General features: G+C 64.1%; 16 protein-coding genes. 13 read left to right on the top strand and 3 right to left on the bottom strand.

What is annotated here, in order from left to right:
• The first annotated feature begins 3 nt into the window (after nt 1–3).
• A complete protein-coding gene (gene lpdA, locus F7R02_RS02095) occupies nt 4–1,827 on the top strand; it encodes a dihydrolipoyl dehydrogenase (RefSeq protein WP_078590347.1) in 1,824 nt (607 codons plus the stop codon).
• Nucleotides 1,828–1,888: 61 nt separating this feature from the next.
• Nucleotides 1,889–2,176, top strand: a complete 288-nt coding sequence (locus F7R02_RS02090) for a hypothetical protein (RefSeq protein ID WP_033484958.1) — start codon at nt 1,889–1,891, stop codon at nt 2,174–2,176.
• 134 nt (nt 2,177–2,310) lie between these two features.
• Here F7R02_RS02090 and F7R02_RS02085 read toward each other — a convergent pair whose 3' ends face one another.
• Entirely contained in the window at nt 2,311–3,123 is an 813-nt protein-coding gene (locus F7R02_RS02085; protein WP_003483976.1) for a hypothetical protein, read from the bottom strand.
• A 522-nt stretch (nt 3,124–3,645) separates the two neighbouring features.
• On the opposite strand from F7R02_RS02085, the gene F7R02_RS02080 reads away from it, so the two are divergent.
• From F7R02_RS02080 to F7R02_RS02035, 10 genes are all read left to right on the top strand, one after another.
• Nucleotides 3,646–4,011 carry a hypothetical protein gene (locus tag F7R02_RS02080; RefSeq protein WP_005920882.1) on the top strand — a complete coding sequence of 122 codons (366 nt, stop codon included), beginning with the start codon at nt 3,646–3,648 and terminating at the stop codon, nt 4,009–4,011.
• A 25-nt stretch (nt 4,012–4,036) separates the two neighbouring features.
• On the top strand, nt 4,037–4,837 hold the full coding sequence (gene atpB / locus F7R02_RS02075; RefSeq protein WP_078567837.1) for a F0F1 ATP synthase subunit A: 801 nt from the start codon (nt 4,037–4,039) through the stop codon (nt 4,835–4,837).
• 72 nt (nt 4,838–4,909) lie between these two features.
• The gene (gene atpE, locus F7R02_RS02070) at nt 4,910–5,212 is read left to right on the top strand and encodes a F0F1 ATP synthase subunit C (protein WP_002814105.1); all 303 of its coding nucleotides are present in this window, start codon (nt 4,910–4,912) and stop codon (nt 5,210–5,212) included.
• Between the two features lie 113 nt (nt 5,213–5,325).
• Nucleotides 5,326–5,796, top strand: a complete 471-nt coding sequence (locus F7R02_RS02065) for a F0F1 ATP synthase subunit B (RefSeq protein WP_003483999.1) — start codon at nt 5,326–5,328, stop codon at nt 5,794–5,796.
• A 3-nt stretch (nt 5,797–5,799) separates the two neighbouring features.
• Nucleotides 5,800–6,327, top strand: coding sequence for a F0F1 ATP synthase subunit delta (locus tag F7R02_RS02060; protein WP_078567836.1), 528 nt, complete (start codon nt 5,800–5,802; stop codon nt 6,325–6,327).
• A 47-nt stretch (nt 6,328–6,374) separates the two neighbouring features.
• Nucleotides 6,375–7,922 carry a F0F1 ATP synthase subunit alpha gene (gene atpA, locus F7R02_RS02055; RefSeq protein WP_003484004.1) on the top strand — a complete coding sequence of 516 codons (1,548 nt, stop codon included), beginning with the start codon at nt 6,375–6,377 and terminating at the stop codon, nt 7,920–7,922.
• Nucleotides 7,923–8,035: 113 nt separating this feature from the next.
• Entirely contained in the window at nt 8,036–8,899 is an 864-nt protein-coding gene (gene atpG / locus F7R02_RS02050) for a F0F1 ATP synthase subunit gamma (protein WP_003484006.1), read from the top strand.
• Between the two features lie 122 nt (nt 8,900–9,021).
• A complete protein-coding gene (atpD, locus tag F7R02_RS02045) occupies nt 9,022–10,428 on the top strand; it encodes a F0F1 ATP synthase subunit beta (RefSeq protein ID WP_003484008.1) in 1,407 nt (468 codons plus the stop codon).
• 173 nt (nt 10,429–10,601) lie between these two features.
• The gene (locus F7R02_RS02040; protein ID WP_003484011.1) at nt 10,602–11,024 is read left to right on the top strand and encodes a F0F1 ATP synthase subunit epsilon; all 423 of its coding nucleotides are present in this window, start codon (nt 10,602–10,604) and stop codon (nt 11,022–11,024) included.
• A gap of 231 nt (nt 11,025–11,255) precedes the next feature.
• Nucleotides 11,256–11,825 (top strand): chorismate mutase, encoded by a 570-nt coding sequence (locus tag F7R02_RS02035; protein ID WP_003484013.1) that lies wholly within the window; start codon nt 11,256–11,258, stop codon nt 11,823–11,825.
• Nucleotides 11,826–12,344: 519 nt separating this feature from the next.
• Here F7R02_RS02035 and F7R02_RS02030 read toward each other — a convergent pair.
• Nucleotides 12,345–12,728, bottom strand: a complete 384-nt coding sequence (locus F7R02_RS02030) for a GtrA family protein (protein ID WP_003484015.1) — start codon at nt 12,726–12,728, stop codon at nt 12,345–12,347.
• A gap of 144 nt (nt 12,729–12,872) precedes the next feature.
• On the opposite strand from F7R02_RS02030, the gene glmU reads away from it, so the two are divergent.
• A complete protein-coding gene (gene glmU / locus F7R02_RS02025) occupies nt 12,873–14,243 on the top strand; it encodes a bifunctional UDP-N-acetylglucosamine diphosphorylase/glucosamine-1-phosphate N-acetyltransferase GlmU (protein WP_078586883.1) in 1,371 nt (456 codons plus the stop codon).
• A 102-nt stretch (nt 14,244–14,345) separates the two neighbouring features.
• Here the strand turns inward: glmU and F7R02_RS02020 are convergent, their stop codons facing one another.
• A complete protein-coding gene (locus F7R02_RS02020; protein WP_078590346.1) occupies nt 14,346–15,692 on the bottom strand; it encodes a sensor histidine kinase in 1,347 nt (448 codons plus the stop codon).
• Nucleotides 15,693–15,700 lie beyond the last annotated feature (8 nt).

The raw sequence follows: 15,700 nt of genomic DNA, 5'->3' as shown, positions 1-15,700 counted from the left end.
CAAATGGCGGTCATTGAAATCAAGGTTCCCGACATCGGCGATTACAGCGATGTCCCCGTCATCGAAGTGCTGGTCGCCGTTGGCGACAGCGTGGCCAAGGACCAGGGACTGGTAACGCTGGAATCGGACAAGGCGACGCTGGAAGTGCCGTCCTCGGCCGCCGGGGTGGTCAAGGAACTCAAGGTCAAGGTCGGCGACACCCTGTCCGAAGGCGCGCTCGTGCTGCTGCTCGAAACCGAAGGCGAGGCTGTCGCGCCGGCCAAGGCCGAACCCAAGGCCGCCCCGGCCGCTGCAGCGCCTGCCGCCGCACCGGGCAGCAAGCCGCCGGTGACGCCGTCGCACCGCGCCCCGGCAGAGCCGGCCGCGCCCAAACCGGCGCTGGCCAGCGGCAAGCCGGCCGACATCGAATGCAAGATGGTGGTGCTCGGCGCCGGCCCCGGCGGCTACACCGCTGCGTTCCGCGCGGCCGACCTGGGCCTGGACACGGTGCTGATCGAGCGCTACGCCAGCCTGGGCGGTGTCTGCCTCAACGTCGGCTGCATCCCGTCCAAGGCGCTGCTGCATGCCGCCGCGGTGATCGATGAAGTGGCCCATGCCGGCGACTTCGGCGTGGACTTCGGTCAGCCCAAGATCACCCTGGACAAGCTGCGCGAGTACAAGGAAAAAGTGGTCGGCAAGCTCACCGGCGGCCTGGCCAGCATGGCCAAGCAGCGCAAGGTGCGCACCGTGACCGGCGTGGCCAGCTTCGTCTCGCCCAACGAGCTGGAAATCGTCGGCGACGACGGCAAGACCCAGCTGCTGCGCTTCGAGCACTGCATCATCGCCGCCGGCTCGCAGGCAGTGAAGCTGCCCAACTTCCCGTGGGACGACAAGCGCGTGATGGACTCCACCGACGCGCTGGAGCTGCACGACATTCCCAAGACCCTCCTGGTGGTCGGCGGCGGCATCATCGGCCTGGAAATGGCCACGGTGTACAGCGCGCTCGGCAGCAAGGTGACCGTGGTCGAGTTCATGGACCAGCTGATGCCGGGCGCCGACAAGGACCTGGTCAAGCCGCTGGCCGACCGCCTGAAAAAGCAGGGCGTCGAAGTCCATCTCAAGACCAAGGCCACCGACGTCAAGGCCGACAAGAGCGGCATCACGGTGTCCTTCGAGGCGGCTGTGGAAGGCGAAAAGCCCGGTCTGCAGGCCACCGCGTACGACCGCGTGCTGGTCGCCGTGGGCCGTAGCCCGAACGGCAAGAAGATCGGTGCGGAAAAGGCCGGCGTCACCATCACCGAGCGCGGCTTCATTCCGGTCGATCGGCAGATGCGCACCAACGTGCCGCACATCTTCGCCATCGGCGACATCGTCGGTAACCCGATGCTGGCGCACAAGGCCACCCACGAAGGCAAGCTGGCCGCCGAAGTGGCTGCCGGCGAGAAAAAGGAATGGGTGGCGCGGGTGATCCCGTCGGTGGCTTACACCAACCCGGAAATCGCCTGGGTCGGCGTCACCGAAACCGAAGCCAAGGCCAAGGGCCTGAAGGTGGGCGTGGCCAAGTTCCCGTGGGCCGCCAGCGGCCGCGCGATCGGCATCGGCCGCACCGAGGGCTTCACCAAGCTGATCTTCGATGAACAGACCCATCGCGTGATCGGCGGCGCCATCGTCGGCGTGCATGCCGGCGACCTGCTGGCCGAAATCGGCCTGGCGATCGAGATGGGGGCCGAGGCCGAAGACATCGGCCACACCATCCACGCGCATCCGACCCTGAGCGAGTCGGTCGGCATGGCCGCCGAGGTCTACGACGGCACCATCACCGATCTGTACATCCCCAAGAAGAAGTGACGTCGCTCCGCACGACCGTGCCGCCACGCGTGGCGCGGTCGCCGCGGTGGTGACTCGTTGCGTGGAGGTCGCCGTGGGGCAGGGCAATCTGTGTCCCGAACTGCAGGCGCTGCTGCAGCGCGAACTGGCCAGCGGCAACCGCATAGCCGAGCCGCCGCGGCGGACCGACTGGCCGCATCCGGGCTCGGTGTTGGTGTCGCTGAAGCGCGACCTGCGCAGCGACGCGGCGTCGCTGCCGGCGACGGTGCAGCACGCGATCTGCACCGACCCGCACTACGGTTGGCACGACGAGTGCTACTGCACCACGCACCGGCATCTGTTGGTAGCGGGTGCGACCAAGCCGCCCTGAGCGTGTATCCGCTGTGCCGTGTGGCTGCCACCGCGTCGGTTACTTGTTGCGCACCCGTTAAACGACAGAACCCCGCATCGCTGCGGGGTTCTGCATGAAGCTGTCTTCGGGTCCCGGTTCCGGGTCCCGAAGAATCAGAACGCGAACGTCACGCCCGCCACCGGGCCCTTGAACTCCTGCTTCAGGCCGACCAGGCCGTCGCTGCCCTCGCGGTCCACGTCCAGCTTGAACCAGTCGTAGCCGGCGAAGATGCCGAAGTTCTTGGTGAAGCGGTATTCGGCAATCGCGTTGGCGCGGCTCAGGTCGCCGTCGTAGTCGCCGAAGTCGCCCCAGCTGGTGTTGAGGTACTGGCCCTGCACATTGAACAGCCAATGCTCGCTGGGACGTGCGGTGAAGCGGATGCCGACGACCGGCGCAACGCCGTCTTCGCTTTCGTCCAAGACGTCGCCACTGAACAACGTGCCCAGATCGGCGTAGGCATTGGCTTCGACCTTGGCGTACTCGGCGCCAATCTGCAGGCCCAGGCTGAATTCCGGAGAATCGATCACCGAGTAGTCGTACACCAGGGTCGCGACCTGGTACTTCAGCTCGCCCTTGATGAAGCTACCGGACGGCACGGTGACGCCACCGGCGCTCAGATCCTGGCTCAGCGTCTCGCGGCGATCTTTGTCGTACTTGAAGTAGTCGAAGATCAGGCGCTGACGGGTGCTGATGCGGAACACGCCATCCACGCGCGGCTCCCATTCCTTGCCGCCCAGCTTGAAGTCTTCGTTGACCGAGACGTTGTTGCCAGCCAGCAGCGTGTTGCCGCGCAGGGTGTTGTCGTTGTCGACATTCATCGCGCCGAGGCGGAGCTGGAAGCGGTCATCGGTGTCTTCGGCGTGTGCGGGCGCGGCGTAGGCGACGGCCAGCACGCACGGGATCGCCAGTGCGAGGAGGTGTTTCATGGGAGCTCCGAATTCTTAGAATGGTCAGGCGGTTCGGCCTGTGCAGCGCATGGTCGATAAGTGCGCGTCTTTCAAAAGTGAAGAAGCTGTCCAATCAGCGTGAAGGCAGTCATAGCAATCGGACAAAACGGTCCGCTTGCGCTAATGCGTTGGTCGAGTCACGGATGCGTACAGCGTCGCTGCCACGGTCGTCTGCAGGCCGTTCGAGCCAAGGACTCGATTGGACCGTCGATGGGAAGGTCGCAGGGTGCGACAAAATGCGTACCAAAGCAGGAGCCCCGGTCTCCCAGGGCTCCTAGACGCGGCCTGCGGCGGTACCTTTCGACGAGGATGTGCAGGCCTCGCAAGTTCTGACCGCCGGTTTGTGGCAAAGTTCCCACCCGCCGCGGCGGCCGCCATGTGGTGCATCGCAGCAAGCGATGACCTCTGCCGGTTGTCTCGCAATTTGTCCCATTGCTATACTTTCGCGGCTCGACGAGGCGCAACTGCGCTTCCCACTCATTCACACGTAAGGTAACCGTAGTGCTGAACTCCGTTGACGCGGGTCGGCGGTTGATGCTGCGCGCTGCGGTATATCCGCTTGCTGCCGTAGCTATAACTAGTCTGGGGTTGCTGTTGGTCGGTCCCCGTTACGCTGCAGGTCTGGCATTGACCGGATTTGCGACAGTGCTGGGCGGTTGGGTTGCGGCACGTACCGCGCTAGGTGGCGGTATCCAGGCAGCGGGCATCGCCATGGTGCGGCTGATTCTGGCGATGGTGCTGAAGTGGGTGTTGGTTTTCGTGGCGCTGGCGCTCGGCTTCGGCCTGTGGCGGCTGCCTCCTCTGGCTTTGTTGGCGGGTATCGCCATCGGGCTGATTTTTCAGGTTCTGGCTCTGGCCAGGCGTTGATTCGAACTTAAAGGGCTCCGGACACATGGCGGGCGAGGCAGCAACACCTACCTCCTATATCCAGCATCACTTGCAGAACCTGATCGTTCCGGTTCGCGATGGTGGCGGCACGTTTTGGACCATCCACCTCGACACCCTGATCATGGCGGTGTTGATGGGTCTGGTCATGGTCCTGGCGTTCTGGACGGCGACCCGCAATGCCACGGCCGGCGTGCCGGGCAAGTGGCAGGCATTTGTTGAAATTTGCCTGGAATTCGTCGATCGCCAGGCCAAGGACACCTACCACGGCAGCAGCAAGCTGGTGACGCCGATCGCGATCACCATCTTCTTCTGGATCCTGTTGATGAACCTCATCAAGATGATTCCGGCCGATTTCATCGCCATCCCGCTGGGCTGGGCCGGCGTGCACGCCTGGAAGCCGGTGCCGACCGCCGACGTCAACGCCACCTTGGGCATGTCGATCAGCGTGTTCTTCCTGATGATCGTGTTCTCGCTGCGCTCCAAGGGCGTAGGCGGCATGGCCAAGGAATTCCTGACGGCGCCGTTCGGCAAGTGGATGATGCCGTTCAACCTGCTCTTGAACATCGTCGAGTGGCTGAGCAAGCCGATTTCGTTGGCGATGCGACTGTTCGGCAACATGTTCGGCGGCGAGATCGTCTTCCTGCTGATCTGGGTGCTGGGCGGTGCGGGCATCGCCGGCATGGTCGCTGGCGGCGCATTCGGCCTGGGCTGGATGCTGTTCCACCTGCTGGTGATTCCGCTGCAGGCCTTCATTTTCATGATGCTGTCGATCGTGTATCTGAGCCTGGCCGAAGACAGTCACTGAGTTTGCGTCACCCTTCATCTGCTTCATTCCGCTTCATCCATCACCCTTAGAAACTTTCGTTCGGAGATCACCATGTACCTCGCCGTCCTGACCAACCTCGCTCAAGTCCAGAGCTCCACCGTCCTCGCCGTCGGCATCATGATCGGCCTGGCCGCGCTGGGTGCCGGCCTCGGTCTGGCCATCATGGCTGGCAAGTTCCTGGAATCGGCTGCGCGCCAGCCGGAGCTGATCCCGGTGCTGCAGGTTCGTATGTTCATCACCGCCGGCCTGATCGACGCCGCGTTCATCATCAGCGTCGCTGTCGGCCTGCTGTTCGCCTTCGCCAACCCGCTGGCCCAGGTGTTCATCGAGCGTCTGTCGCAGGCTGCCGGCTGATCCAGCGGTAGCAGGATGTGGATGCCGCCCTTGGCGGTTGCATCCGCGGATGAAGGTCGGAAAGCGCCGCCGCGCGGTGGCGCTTTCACCCCTAAACAGCGATTGAGCGACCCATGGATATCACCCTTACCATCTTTGCCCAGGCGCTGGCCTTCGCCGGTCTGATCTGGATCGTCGCGACCAAAATCTGGCCGCCGCTGCTGCAGGCGATCGAAGAGCGTCAGCAAAAGATTGCTGAAGGTCTGGCTGCGGCCGACCGTAGTCAGAAGGATCTGGCGCAGGCGCAGGAAAAGGTCAATGAAGCACTGAAGGACGCACGCACCAAGGCCAACGAGATCATCGATCAGGCCCATGCGCGCGCCAACCAGATCATCGAAGCGGCCAAGCTGGAGGCAATTGCCGAAGCCAACCGTCAGAAGGATCTGGCGCAGACCGAAATCGACGCATCCGCCACGCGTGCCCGCGAGGAGCTGCGCAAGCAGGTCTCGGTGCTGGCCGTCAGCGGTGCAGAAAAGCTGCTCAAGCGCGAAATCGATGCCAACGCCCACAAGGCGCTGCTCGACGAGCTGGCGGCGGAGATTTAAGCGATGAGTCAGGCCCTCACCCTTGCCCGTCCCTACGGCCGTGCCGCGTTTGCGATCGCGCGTGAGGGCGGCAACTTCGCGCCCTGGTCCGATGCGCTGGCGTTTTCGGCGCAGGTGGCCGGCGACCCGCGCGTGGCCGCATTGCTGCTCGACCCGGCCCTGGGCCAGGAACAGGCAGTGACGCTGCTGGCCCCGCCGCAGGCGGGCGAGGACTATCTGCGTTTCCTCGGCGTGCTGGCCGATGCGCAGCGGCTGTCGCTGCTGCCGGAAGTTGCAGGCTTGTACGAACACCTGCGTGCCGAGGCCGAACATGTCGTCAAGGCGACGGTGACCTCGGCCGCTGCAATGAGCCAGACCGAACTCGACACGATCGCTGCTGCGCTGAAGAAGCGCTTTGGCCGCGACGTGGACATCACCACCGCAGTCGATGCGTCGCTGATCGGCGGCGCGGTGATCGACACCGGCGACGTGGTCATCGACGGCTCGCTGAAGGGCAAGCTTGCGCGTCTGCAAAGCTCGCTCGCCCACTGAATTCACATAAACGCACGGCCCTCGCGGCCGGCACCTAGGACTGAACGATGGCAACCACGCTCAACCCCTCCGAAATCAGCGACCTGATCAAGACCCGCATCGAAGCGGTCAAGCTGTCCGCAGAGTCGCGCAACGAAGGCTCCGTGACCAGCGTGTCCGACGGCATCGTGCGCATCTTCGGCCTGGCCGACGTGATGCAGGGCGAAATGATCGAACTGCCGAACAACACCTTCGCGCTGGCACTGAACCTGGAGCGCGATTCGGTCGGCGCCGTGGTGCTGGGCGACTACGAAAGCCTGCGCGAAGGCGACGTGGCCAAGACCACCGGCCGCATCCTGGAAGTGCCTGTGGGCCCGGAGCTGCTGGGTCGCGTGGTCAACGCACTGGGCGAGCCGATCGACGGCAAGGGCCCGCTGGGCGCCACCCAGACCGCACCGGTGGAGCGCGTTGCGCCCGGCGTGATCTGGCGCAAGTCGGTCGACCAGCCGGTGCAGACCGGTTACAAGTCTGTCGACGCGATGATTCCGATCGGCCGTGGCCAGCGCGAGCTGGTCATTGGCGACCGTCAGACCGGCAAGACGGCGCTGGCGATCGACGCGGTGATCAACCAGAAGGGCACCGGCATCAAGTGCGTGTACGTGGCGATCGGCCAGAAGGCCTCGACCGTTGCCAACATCGTGCGCAAGCTGGAAGAAAACGGCGCGCTGGCGCACACCGTAGTGGTGGCTGCGACCGCGTCCGAATCGGCCGCGATGCAGTACATCAGCCCGTATGCCGGCTGCACCATGGGCGAGTACTTCATGGACCGCGGCGAAGATGCGCTGATCGTGTACGACGATCTGTCCAAGCAGGCCGTGGCCTATCGCCAGATCTCGCTGCTGCTCAAGCGCCCGCCGGGCCGCGAAGCCTACCCGGGCGACGTGTTCTATCTGCACTCCCGTTTGCTGGAGCGCGCTGCGCGCGTGTCCGAGGAGTACGTGGAGAAGTTCACCAACGGTGCGGTGACCGGCAAGACCGGTTCGCTGACCGCGCTGCCGATCATCGAAACGCAGGCCGGCGACGTGTCCGCGTTCGTGCCGACCAACGTGATCTCGATCACCGACGGCCAGATCTTCCTGGAAACCGACCTGTTCAATGCCGGTATCCGTCCGGCCGTGAACGCCGGTATCTCGGTGTCGCGCGTCGGTGGTGCAGCGCAGACCAAGATCATCAAGAAGCTGTCCGGCGGCATCCGTATCTCGCTGGCGCAGTACCGCGAGCTGGCGGCGTTCGCGCAGTTCGCCTCGGACCTGGACGAAGCCACCCGCAAGCAGCTCGAGCGCGGTCAGCGCGTCACCGAGCTGATGAAGCAGAAGCAGTACGCGCCGATGTCCATCGCCAACCAGGCGCTGTCGATCTATGCCGTCAACGAGGGTTACCTCGATGACGTGCCGGTCAACAAGCTGCTGGCGTTCGAAGAAGGCCTGCACGCGCACTTCGCCAACACCCAGGGCGAGCTGGTCTCCAAGATCAACAGCACCGGCGGTTGGGACAACGACATCGAAGCCAGCTTCAAGAAGGGCATCGAAGAGTTCAAGACCACGGGCAGCTGGTAAATCCAGCTGCGGGAATCGGGAATAGAGAATAGGGAATCGTCAAGGCGGAGTTGGCTGTGCCAATTCCCGATTCACGATTCCCCATTCCCACTAAGCGAGCGAAGCGAGCGAGTATGGCAGGCGGACGCGAAATCAAAACCAAGATCAAGAGCGTGCAGAACACCCGCAAGGTGACGCGCGCGCTCGAAATGGTCTCGGCCTCCAAGATCCGCAAGGCGCAAGAGCGCATGAAGACCTCGCGTCCGTATGCGCAGGCGATGAAGCAGGTGATCGGGCATCTGGCGCAGGCCAGCACTGATTTCCAGCATCCGTTCCTGATCGAGCGCGAGCAGGTCAAGCGGGTCGGTTACATCGTGATCTCGTCCGACCGCGGTCTGGCCGGCGGTCTGAACAACAACCTGTTCCGCAAGATGCTGGGCGAAGTGCGCCCCTGGCAGGACACCGGTGCCGAAATCGACGTGGTGACCATCGGCCAGAAGGCCTCGGCCTTCTTCCGCCGCATCAAGGTCAACATGGTCGGCAGCGTGACCCACCTGGGCGACAGCCCGCAGGTGGAGCAGCTGATCGGCGTGATCAAGGTGATGATCGATGCCTTCATCGAAGGCAAGGTGGACCGCGTGTATCTGGTCTACAACCGCTTCGTGAACACCATGACGCAGAAGGCCAGCTTCGATCAGCTGCTGCCGCTGCCGGCCGCCGAGCACAAAGTTGCGCATCACGATTGGGATTACCTGTATGAACCCGATGCCGCCAGCGTGCTGGAGCACGTGATGACGCGTTACATCGAGTCGCTGGTGTACCAGGCCGTACTGGAAAACGTGGCTTCCGAACATGCCGCGCGCATGGTGGCGATGAAGGCCGCCAGCGACAACGCCAACAAGATGATCGGCACCTTGCAACTGGTCTACAACAAGGCACGTCAGGCGGCGATCACCCAGGAAATTTCGGAAATCGTCAGCGGCGCAGCGGCCGTATAGCGGGGAATAGGGAATGGAGAATCGGGAATGGTCGAGGCAGCAGCACTTGATCTTCCCATTCCCGATTCCCGTTTCCCTATTCCCGACACAAGAATCGAACAGACATTAGTGGAGTTATCCAAATGAGTCAGGGCAAGATCGTTCAGATCATCGGCGCGGTCGTCGACGTCGAATTCCCGCGCAATGAAGTGCCGAAGGTGTATCACGCGCTGAAGGTCGACGGCACCGAAATCACCCTGGAAGTGCAGCAGCAGCTCGGCGACGGCGTCGTGCGCACGATTGCGCTCGGCTCCACCGACGGCCTGAAGCGCAACCTGGTCGCCACCAACACCGAACGCGCCATCTCGGTGCCGGTCGGCGCCGGTACGCTGGGCCGCATCATGGACGTGCTGGGTCGCCCGATCGACGAAGCTGGCGACGTGCAGGCCTCGGACCATTGGGAAATCCATCGCGGCGCACCGTCGTATGAAGACCAGTCGTCCAGCACCGAATTGCTGGAAACCGGCATCAAGGTCATCGACCTGATGTGCCCGTTCGCCAAGGGCGGCAAGGTCGGCCTGTTCGGCGGTGCCGGCGTCGGCAAGACCGTCAACATGATGGAACTGATCAACAACATCGCCAAGGCGCACAGCGGCTTGTCCGTGTTCGCCGGCGTGGGCGAGCGTACCCGCGAGGGCAACGACTTCTACCACGAGATGAAGGACTCCAACGTCCTGGACAAGGTGGCGATGGTGTACGGCCAGATGAACGAGCCGCCGGGCAACCGTCTGCGCGTGGCGTTGACCGGCCTGACCATGGCCGAGTACTTCCGCGACGAGAAGGACGCCAGCGGTAAGGGCAAGGACGTGCTGCTGTTCGTCGACAACATCTACCGCTACACGCTGGCCGGTACCGAAGTGTCCGCGCTGCTCGGCCGTATGCCGTCGGCCGTGGGCTACCAGCCGACCCTGGCCGAAGAGATGGGCGTTCTGCAGGAGCGCATCACCTCGACCAAGAGTGGTTCGATCACCTCGATCCAGGCCGTGTACGTGCCCGCGGACGACCTGACCGACCCGTCGCCGGCGACCACCTTCGCCCACTTGGACTCGACCGTTACGCTGAGCCGTAACATCGCCTCGCTGGGTATCTACCCGGCGGTGGATCCGCTGGACTCCACCAGCCGCCAGATGGACCCGCTGGTGATCGGCCACGAGCATTACGACACCGCCCAGCGCGTGCAGCAGACCTTGCAGAAATACAAAGAACTGAAGGACATCATCGCCATCCTGGGCATGGACGAGCTGAGCGAAGAAGACAAGCAGTCGGTGTCGCGCGCACGCAAGATCGAGCGCTTCTTCAGCCAGCCCTTCCACGTGGCCGAAGTGTTCACCGGATCGCCGGGCAAGTACGTGTCGTTGAAGGACACCATCCGCGGCTTCAAGGCAATCTGCGACGGCGAATACGACCACCTGCCGGAGCAGGCGTTTTACATGGTCGGCAGCATCGAAGAAGCCGTCGAGAAGGCCAACAAGATGAGCGCCAAGGCCTGATGGATCCCGGCCGCTACGCGGCTGGAATCGGGAATCGGGAATCGGGAATTGGGAATCGTAAAGGCGGGTTGTAGGCGAGTCGGAGTGCGGGAACCAGGAAGCGTGCGTAGCCAGGCGCTCTTCCCATTCCCGAATCCCGATTCCCGATTCCCCGCCTCACAGAGTGAGGCATCATGAGCACTATCCGTTGCGACATCGTCAGCGCCGAGAAGGAAATCTTCCACGGTGAGGCGACGCTGGTCGTGGCCACCGGCGAGTTGGGCGAGCTGGGCATTGCGCCCAAGCACGCGCCGCTGATCACGCGCCTGAAGCCGGGCAAGGTGGTGGTGACCACCGCCAATGGCGAACAGCTGGACTTCGCCATTTCCGGCGGCATCCTGGAAGTGCAGCCGCAAGTGGTGACCATTCTGGTCGACACCGCGGTGCGTGCGCAGGACATCGACGAGGCGGCCGTGCGCAAGGTCAAGGAAGAGGCCGAGCGGCTGCTGGCCAATCGTGGCAACACGGTGGACGTGGCCGAGGCACAGCGTCAGCTGGCCGAAGCGACAGTGCAGTTGCAGGCGCTGGAGCGCTTGCGTCGCAACCTCAAGCACTAAGCGGTGGCCTGCCCGCCTCCAGGGTGGGTGTGCACGTCCGACAGTTGCAAGTTCATCTGCAGATCAGAAGTTCGAAACGCCGGCCATCGTGTCGGCGTTTTCGTTTTTGGAGCGCTGCGTGCGGGTGCGCGAATCCGCCACAGCGTGCGGCAGGCACACTGCGTGCCTTGGCGCATCGCGGCACGGCAGCGGTGCATGGCAACGTTATCCCGGCACGTTGAGGAAGGTGGCATGACCCGTTCGATCGATGGCATTCGCGCGTACATGGTGAGCGGCCTGTTGGCCGCCGGACTGCTGGGGTGCGCATTGCCGGCGCGCAGCCAGCCGCCGCTGGATCTGTTGATGGACCGCATCGTGCAGCGCAATGCCATTGGCGACGCGGTAGCGCTAAGCAAGTGGGACAGCGGCAAGCCGGTGTTGGATCAGGCGCGCGAGGCGGCTGTGTTGCAAAGCGTGCGCGATCAGGCGCCGGCGCATGGGCTGGATGCCGACGACGCGGCGCGTTTCTTTGGCGCGCAAATCGAGGCCAACAAGTCGGTGCAGTATGCGCTGCTGAACCGTTGGCGCGAGCGCGGACGCGCGCCTAATACTGCGCGTCCGGACCTCACCGCGCTGCGCGCTCGCCTGGATCAACTGCAGGGCGAATTGCTCGATGCGCTGGCCGATGTGGCCTCAGCGCGCAGCGCGCCCGACTGCCCGGCCAGCACCGCGCGCGCCGCTGCGCATTACGCAGAGCAGTGGCAGCTGGATGCGCTGCATCGCGCGGCACTGGTGCGTGGCCTGGGCGATTTTTGCCACTGATCTGATGCGGTGGAATCGGTCTGCGATGAACCACTCGCTGTCATGCGCTTCAGAGCGGCCGACAAACCCTGCGCGCGTTCGCCTGACGGTGAGTGCAGCGGGCTTGTCGGCCGCATCTGGGTGGATGCAGTCAGCGGTCCAGATCGAACGCTGGGCGTGTCCAAGGCGTGGTGCCCTGGTCGCTCGCGGAACGCGGCGTCAACCCGTCTGAGGGGGCGATGGCGGCATCCCTGCCGTCCACTGTCACGCAATCGGCGAGGACGCTGCACTAGAAAGGTTGCTGGCAGCCTGGTCGAACGCCACGCACACCGGCCAACGCGACTGGTCCATGCTCGCTCACCGTGAGGATCCGACGCGGCATGGATGCCGTGGAAGAGCTTACAAAGACCTACGTGCGGTCGAGCATCACGTGAGACGATGCAGCTATTCTGCTGCTGGACGCCTGTGCGCAAGCAGTGTCCCTTCTGCGTCATATCGCCACACGGCCGGGCAATTACGCAGCGCCTGCGCATGCATCGATCAGCGATACACCACATGCCGGCCCAGGAAGAACGACACGATCGCCAGGCCGCCTTCGACCAGCGGTTTCGCCAGCCATGCCTGACGCAGCCCGAGTAGGTCCACCGTGGTCGAGAGCAGCCAGGTGCTGATCAGGGTGAGCGTCAGCCACATCGCCGCGAAGCGGCGGAAGCGTCGCCAACCCAGCCGCGCGTCGCCTTGCTGGGCGAACGTGTAGCGGCCGTTGAGCCAGAAGCCGAGCATGGCGCCGCCGATGCGTCCAAGCAGATTGGCGGGCACCGCAGGCATGCCCGCGGCGGTGGCGGCGATGAAGATGCCGCAATCGACGGCCAGCTGCAGGGCGCCAATGATCATGAACTGGCTGCCTTGGCGGAACAGACTCATGCGTGCGGGGCAGAGGAAAGGGGCGCCTATCCTAGCGGCAGCGCGGCGCAAACGCTGTTAGCGCGGGCGAACGCTGCATTCGGGCAACGACGCGACGGGGCGCAGCGACTAGAATTTGGACATCTCCATGCCTGGAATGTCTTGATGACCCTGCCCCTGCACGTTGTGATCCTGGCCGCGGGCGAAGGCAAGCGCATGCGCTCCTCGCTGCCCAAGGTGCTGCAGCCGCTGGCGGGCCAGCCGATGCTGGCGCATGTGATCGCCACTGCGCGGCAGCTGCAGCCGGCGGCGATCCATATCGTATACGGGCATGTCGGCGATCAGGTGCAGGCAGCCTTCGCCGATCAAGGCGATCTGCAGTGGGCCGAACAGCGCGAGCAGTTGGGCACCGGACATGCCGTGCAGCAGGCAATGCCCGCGATTCCCGATGCGGCAACCGTGCTGGTGTTGTATGGCGATGTGCCGTTGATCCGCAGCGAGAGCCTGCTGCAGCTGCTGCATGCGCCGGGCCGCATGGCGGTGCTGGTCGCCGAACTGGCCAATCCCACCGGCTATGGACGCATCCTGCGCGATGCGGAGGGCAAGGTGGCCGCCATCGTCGAGCAGAAGGATGCCAATGACGAGCAGCGCCGCATTCGCACCATCAATACCGGCATCCTCACCGCTGAATCCACCGCACTGCGCCGTTGGCTGGCTGGCTTGTCCAACGACAATGCGCAAGGCGAGTTCTATCTCACCGACGTGTTCGCCAGCGCCGCTGCCGATTTCACGCCGGCCGACATGGTGCATGTGGCCGACCCGCAGGACGTGGAGGGTGCCAACGACCCGTGGCAACTCGCCCAGCTTGAGCGTGCCTGGCAGCTGCGCGCCGCGCGCACGCTTTGCCTGCAGGGCGTGCGCATGGCCGACCCAGCGCGTGTGGAGCAGCGTGGCAGCGTGCAGGTGGGCCGCGATGTGCAGCTGGATATCGATGTGATCCTGGAAGGCAATGTGACCCTGGGCGATGACGTGGTGATCGGCCCGTTCGTGCGCTTGCGTGACGTCACGCTCGGTGCCGGCACCCAGGTGCGTGCGCACAGCGATCTGGAAGGCGTGATCACCGAGGGCGCGGTGCAGATCGGCCCATTCGCGCGCCTGCGCCCCGGCACCGTGCTGGCCGATGGCGTGCATATCGGCAATTTCGTGGAAACCAAAAAGGTCACCATGGGCGTCGGCAGCAAGGCCAACCATCTGACCTATCTGGGCGATGCGGTGATCGGCAGCAAGGTCAACATCGGTGCCGGCACCATCACCTGCAACTACGACGGGGTGAACAAGTCGCAGACTACCATCGGCGATGGCGCCTTTGTCGGCTCCAATAGCGCATTGGTGGCACCGATCGAGATTGGCGCCAATTCCACCATCGGTGCCGGCTCGGTGATCACGAGCGATGCGCCTGCGGGTCAGCTCAGTGTGACGCGTGCGCGGCAGACCGTGGTCGAAGGCTGGAAGCGGCCGACCAAGAAATCGCCGTAGCGGCTGCGACTGTTCACTGCGCGGTGCAGTCTGCGCCGTGCGTGCGCATCGCAGCCAGCGGCATGAATACGCGGAGCGTGTTGCCTGAGTAATGCGGTGTGTTCAAGCCGCCAATGGCAACAGCAAGGTCACGCACAGTCCGCCCTGTTCGCGGTTATGCAGCGAGATGCGGCCGCCGTGCGCTTCGGCGATCTCGCGGGTGAGCGCAAGGCCAAGACCTGTGCCATTGCGCTTGGTCGAATAGAAGGGCATCAGCGCGTTGTGCAGTACCGCTTCGTTCATGCCATTACCACGGTCGAGCACCTCGATGCGTAGCCATTGGGGTACGCGCGTGACCCGCAGCGCCACGTCGCTGTTGGGTGGCTGCGCTTCGCTGCAGGCCTCGTGGGCATTTTTCAGCAGATTGAGCAGCGCCTGTTCGATCTGCGCTGCATCGATCCGGCTGGAGACATCGGTGAGCGTGCCCTGCACCTTGAACGGAATCTGTTGCTGCAAGCGTTGCAGAAACGGCGCCCATTCGATGGTCTGCAGCTGCGGTTGCGGCAATTTGGCAAAGCGCGCATAGCCGCGGATAAAGCCTTCCAGGTGACGCGCGCGCTCTTCGATGGTCTCGAACACCGTCCCCAGGCGATCGGTGCGTTCGCGGCGCAGGAGCTCGGCACCCGAATGCGCCAGCGAGGCGATCGGTGCCAGCGAATTGTTCAATTCGTGGCTGATCACGCGGATGACTTTCTTCCAGGTCTGCACTTCCTGGCGGCGCAACTCGGTGGTCAAGGTGCGGATCAACAACAGCTCGTGTCCGCGCCCGTTGATGTGAAAGCTACGCCGCGACAGGTGATAGATCTGCTCGTCTTCTTCGTCGTCGCCATCTTCGCGTACCGCGAACAGGCAGTCCCCGCCGCGTGCCAATGCGTCGCGCAATTCGGCCGGCATGCGGCCGAGCACATCGTCCAGATGCTGGCCTTCCAGCTTGCGCCCCTCATACAGCAGTTTGCGTGCGGCGTTGTTGGAAAACCCGATCCGCCGCAGGCCATCGCCGCCGGCGACCACCAGCAGCATGGCCACCGGCGTGTTCTGCAGCATGGTGTCGAGCATCAGCTCGCGCTGCACAAGATGGCTACGCTGCGCACGCAGCACATCGCCAAGCTCGGCATGCGCCTGCACCAGTTGCGCCAGTTCGTCGTTGCAGCGCCAATACACGCCGAAGTTGTACTCGCCATCGCGGTAGCTGCTGGTGGTGCCCGCCAGCGCACGAAACAGCGAGCGCATCGGCGCGGTGGCGCGGGTGAGGCTGAACCACATCGCCGCCAGCAGCACGACGACCGAAATCGCCGCCACCTGCCAGCCGCGGTCCAGCCAGTACGCCATGAACCACGGCAATGCAGCTGCCAGCGCGAGCACCGGCAGCAAGCGTAAAAACAGCGCAAACGTGAAAGAGCGGCTCCGCATACGAAAGT

Source organism: Xanthomonas cissicola (genome assembly GCF_008801575.1).
In the GTDB taxonomy this organism is placed as follows: Bacteria; Pseudomonadota; Gammaproteobacteria; order Xanthomonadales; family Xanthomonadaceae; genus Xanthomonas; species Xanthomonas cissicola.
Note: the sequence above shows the minus strand (reverse complement) of the source record. Positions and strands in the feature narration are given on the sequence as shown.

What these genes read in the sequence shown, in the direction of transcription:
- lpdA (WP_078590347.1), top strand. Translation starts at nt 4, where the DNA reads ATGGCGGTCATTGAAATCAAGGTTCCCGACATCGGCGATTACAGCGAT.
- F7R02_RS02085 (WP_003483976.1), bottom strand. Translation starts at nt 3,123, where the DNA reads ATGAAACACCTCCTCGCACTGGCGATCCCGTGCGTGCTGGCCGTCGCC.
- atpB (WP_078567837.1), top strand. Translation starts at nt 4,037, where the DNA reads ATGGCGGGCGAGGCAGCAACACCTACCTCCTATATCCAGCATCACTTG.
- atpE (WP_002814105.1), top strand. Translation starts at nt 4,910, where the DNA reads ATGTACCTCGCCGTCCTGACCAACCTCGCTCAAGTCCAGAGCTCCACC.
- F7R02_RS02065 (WP_003483999.1), top strand. Translation starts at nt 5,326, where the DNA reads ATGGATATCACCCTTACCATCTTTGCCCAGGCGCTGGCCTTCGCCGGT.
- F7R02_RS02060 (WP_078567836.1), top strand. Translation starts at nt 5,800, where the DNA reads ATGAGTCAGGCCCTCACCCTTGCCCGTCCCTACGGCCGTGCCGCGTTT.
- atpA (WP_003484004.1), top strand. Translation starts at nt 6,375, where the DNA reads ATGGCAACCACGCTCAACCCCTCCGAAATCAGCGACCTGATCAAGACC.
- atpG (WP_003484006.1), top strand. Translation starts at nt 8,036, where the DNA reads ATGGCAGGCGGACGCGAAATCAAAACCAAGATCAAGAGCGTGCAGAAC.
- atpD (WP_003484008.1), top strand. Translation starts at nt 9,022, where the DNA reads ATGAGTCAGGGCAAGATCGTTCAGATCATCGGCGCGGTCGTCGACGTC.
- F7R02_RS02040 (WP_003484011.1), top strand. Translation starts at nt 10,602, where the DNA reads ATGAGCACTATCCGTTGCGACATCGTCAGCGCCGAGAAGGAAATCTTC.
- F7R02_RS02035 (WP_003484013.1), top strand. Translation starts at nt 11,256, where the DNA reads ATGACCCGTTCGATCGATGGCATTCGCGCGTACATGGTGAGCGGCCTG.
- F7R02_RS02030 (WP_003484015.1), bottom strand. Translation starts at nt 12,728, where the DNA reads ATGAGTCTGTTCCGCCAAGGCAGCCAGTTCATGATCATTGGCGCCCTG.
- glmU (WP_078586883.1), top strand. Translation starts at nt 12,873, where the DNA reads ATGACCCTGCCCCTGCACGTTGTGATCCTGGCCGCGGGCGAAGGCAAG.
- F7R02_RS02020 (WP_078590346.1), bottom strand. Translation starts at nt 15,692, where the DNA reads ATGCGGAGCCGCTCTTTCACGTTTGCGCTGTTTTTACGCTTGCTGCCG.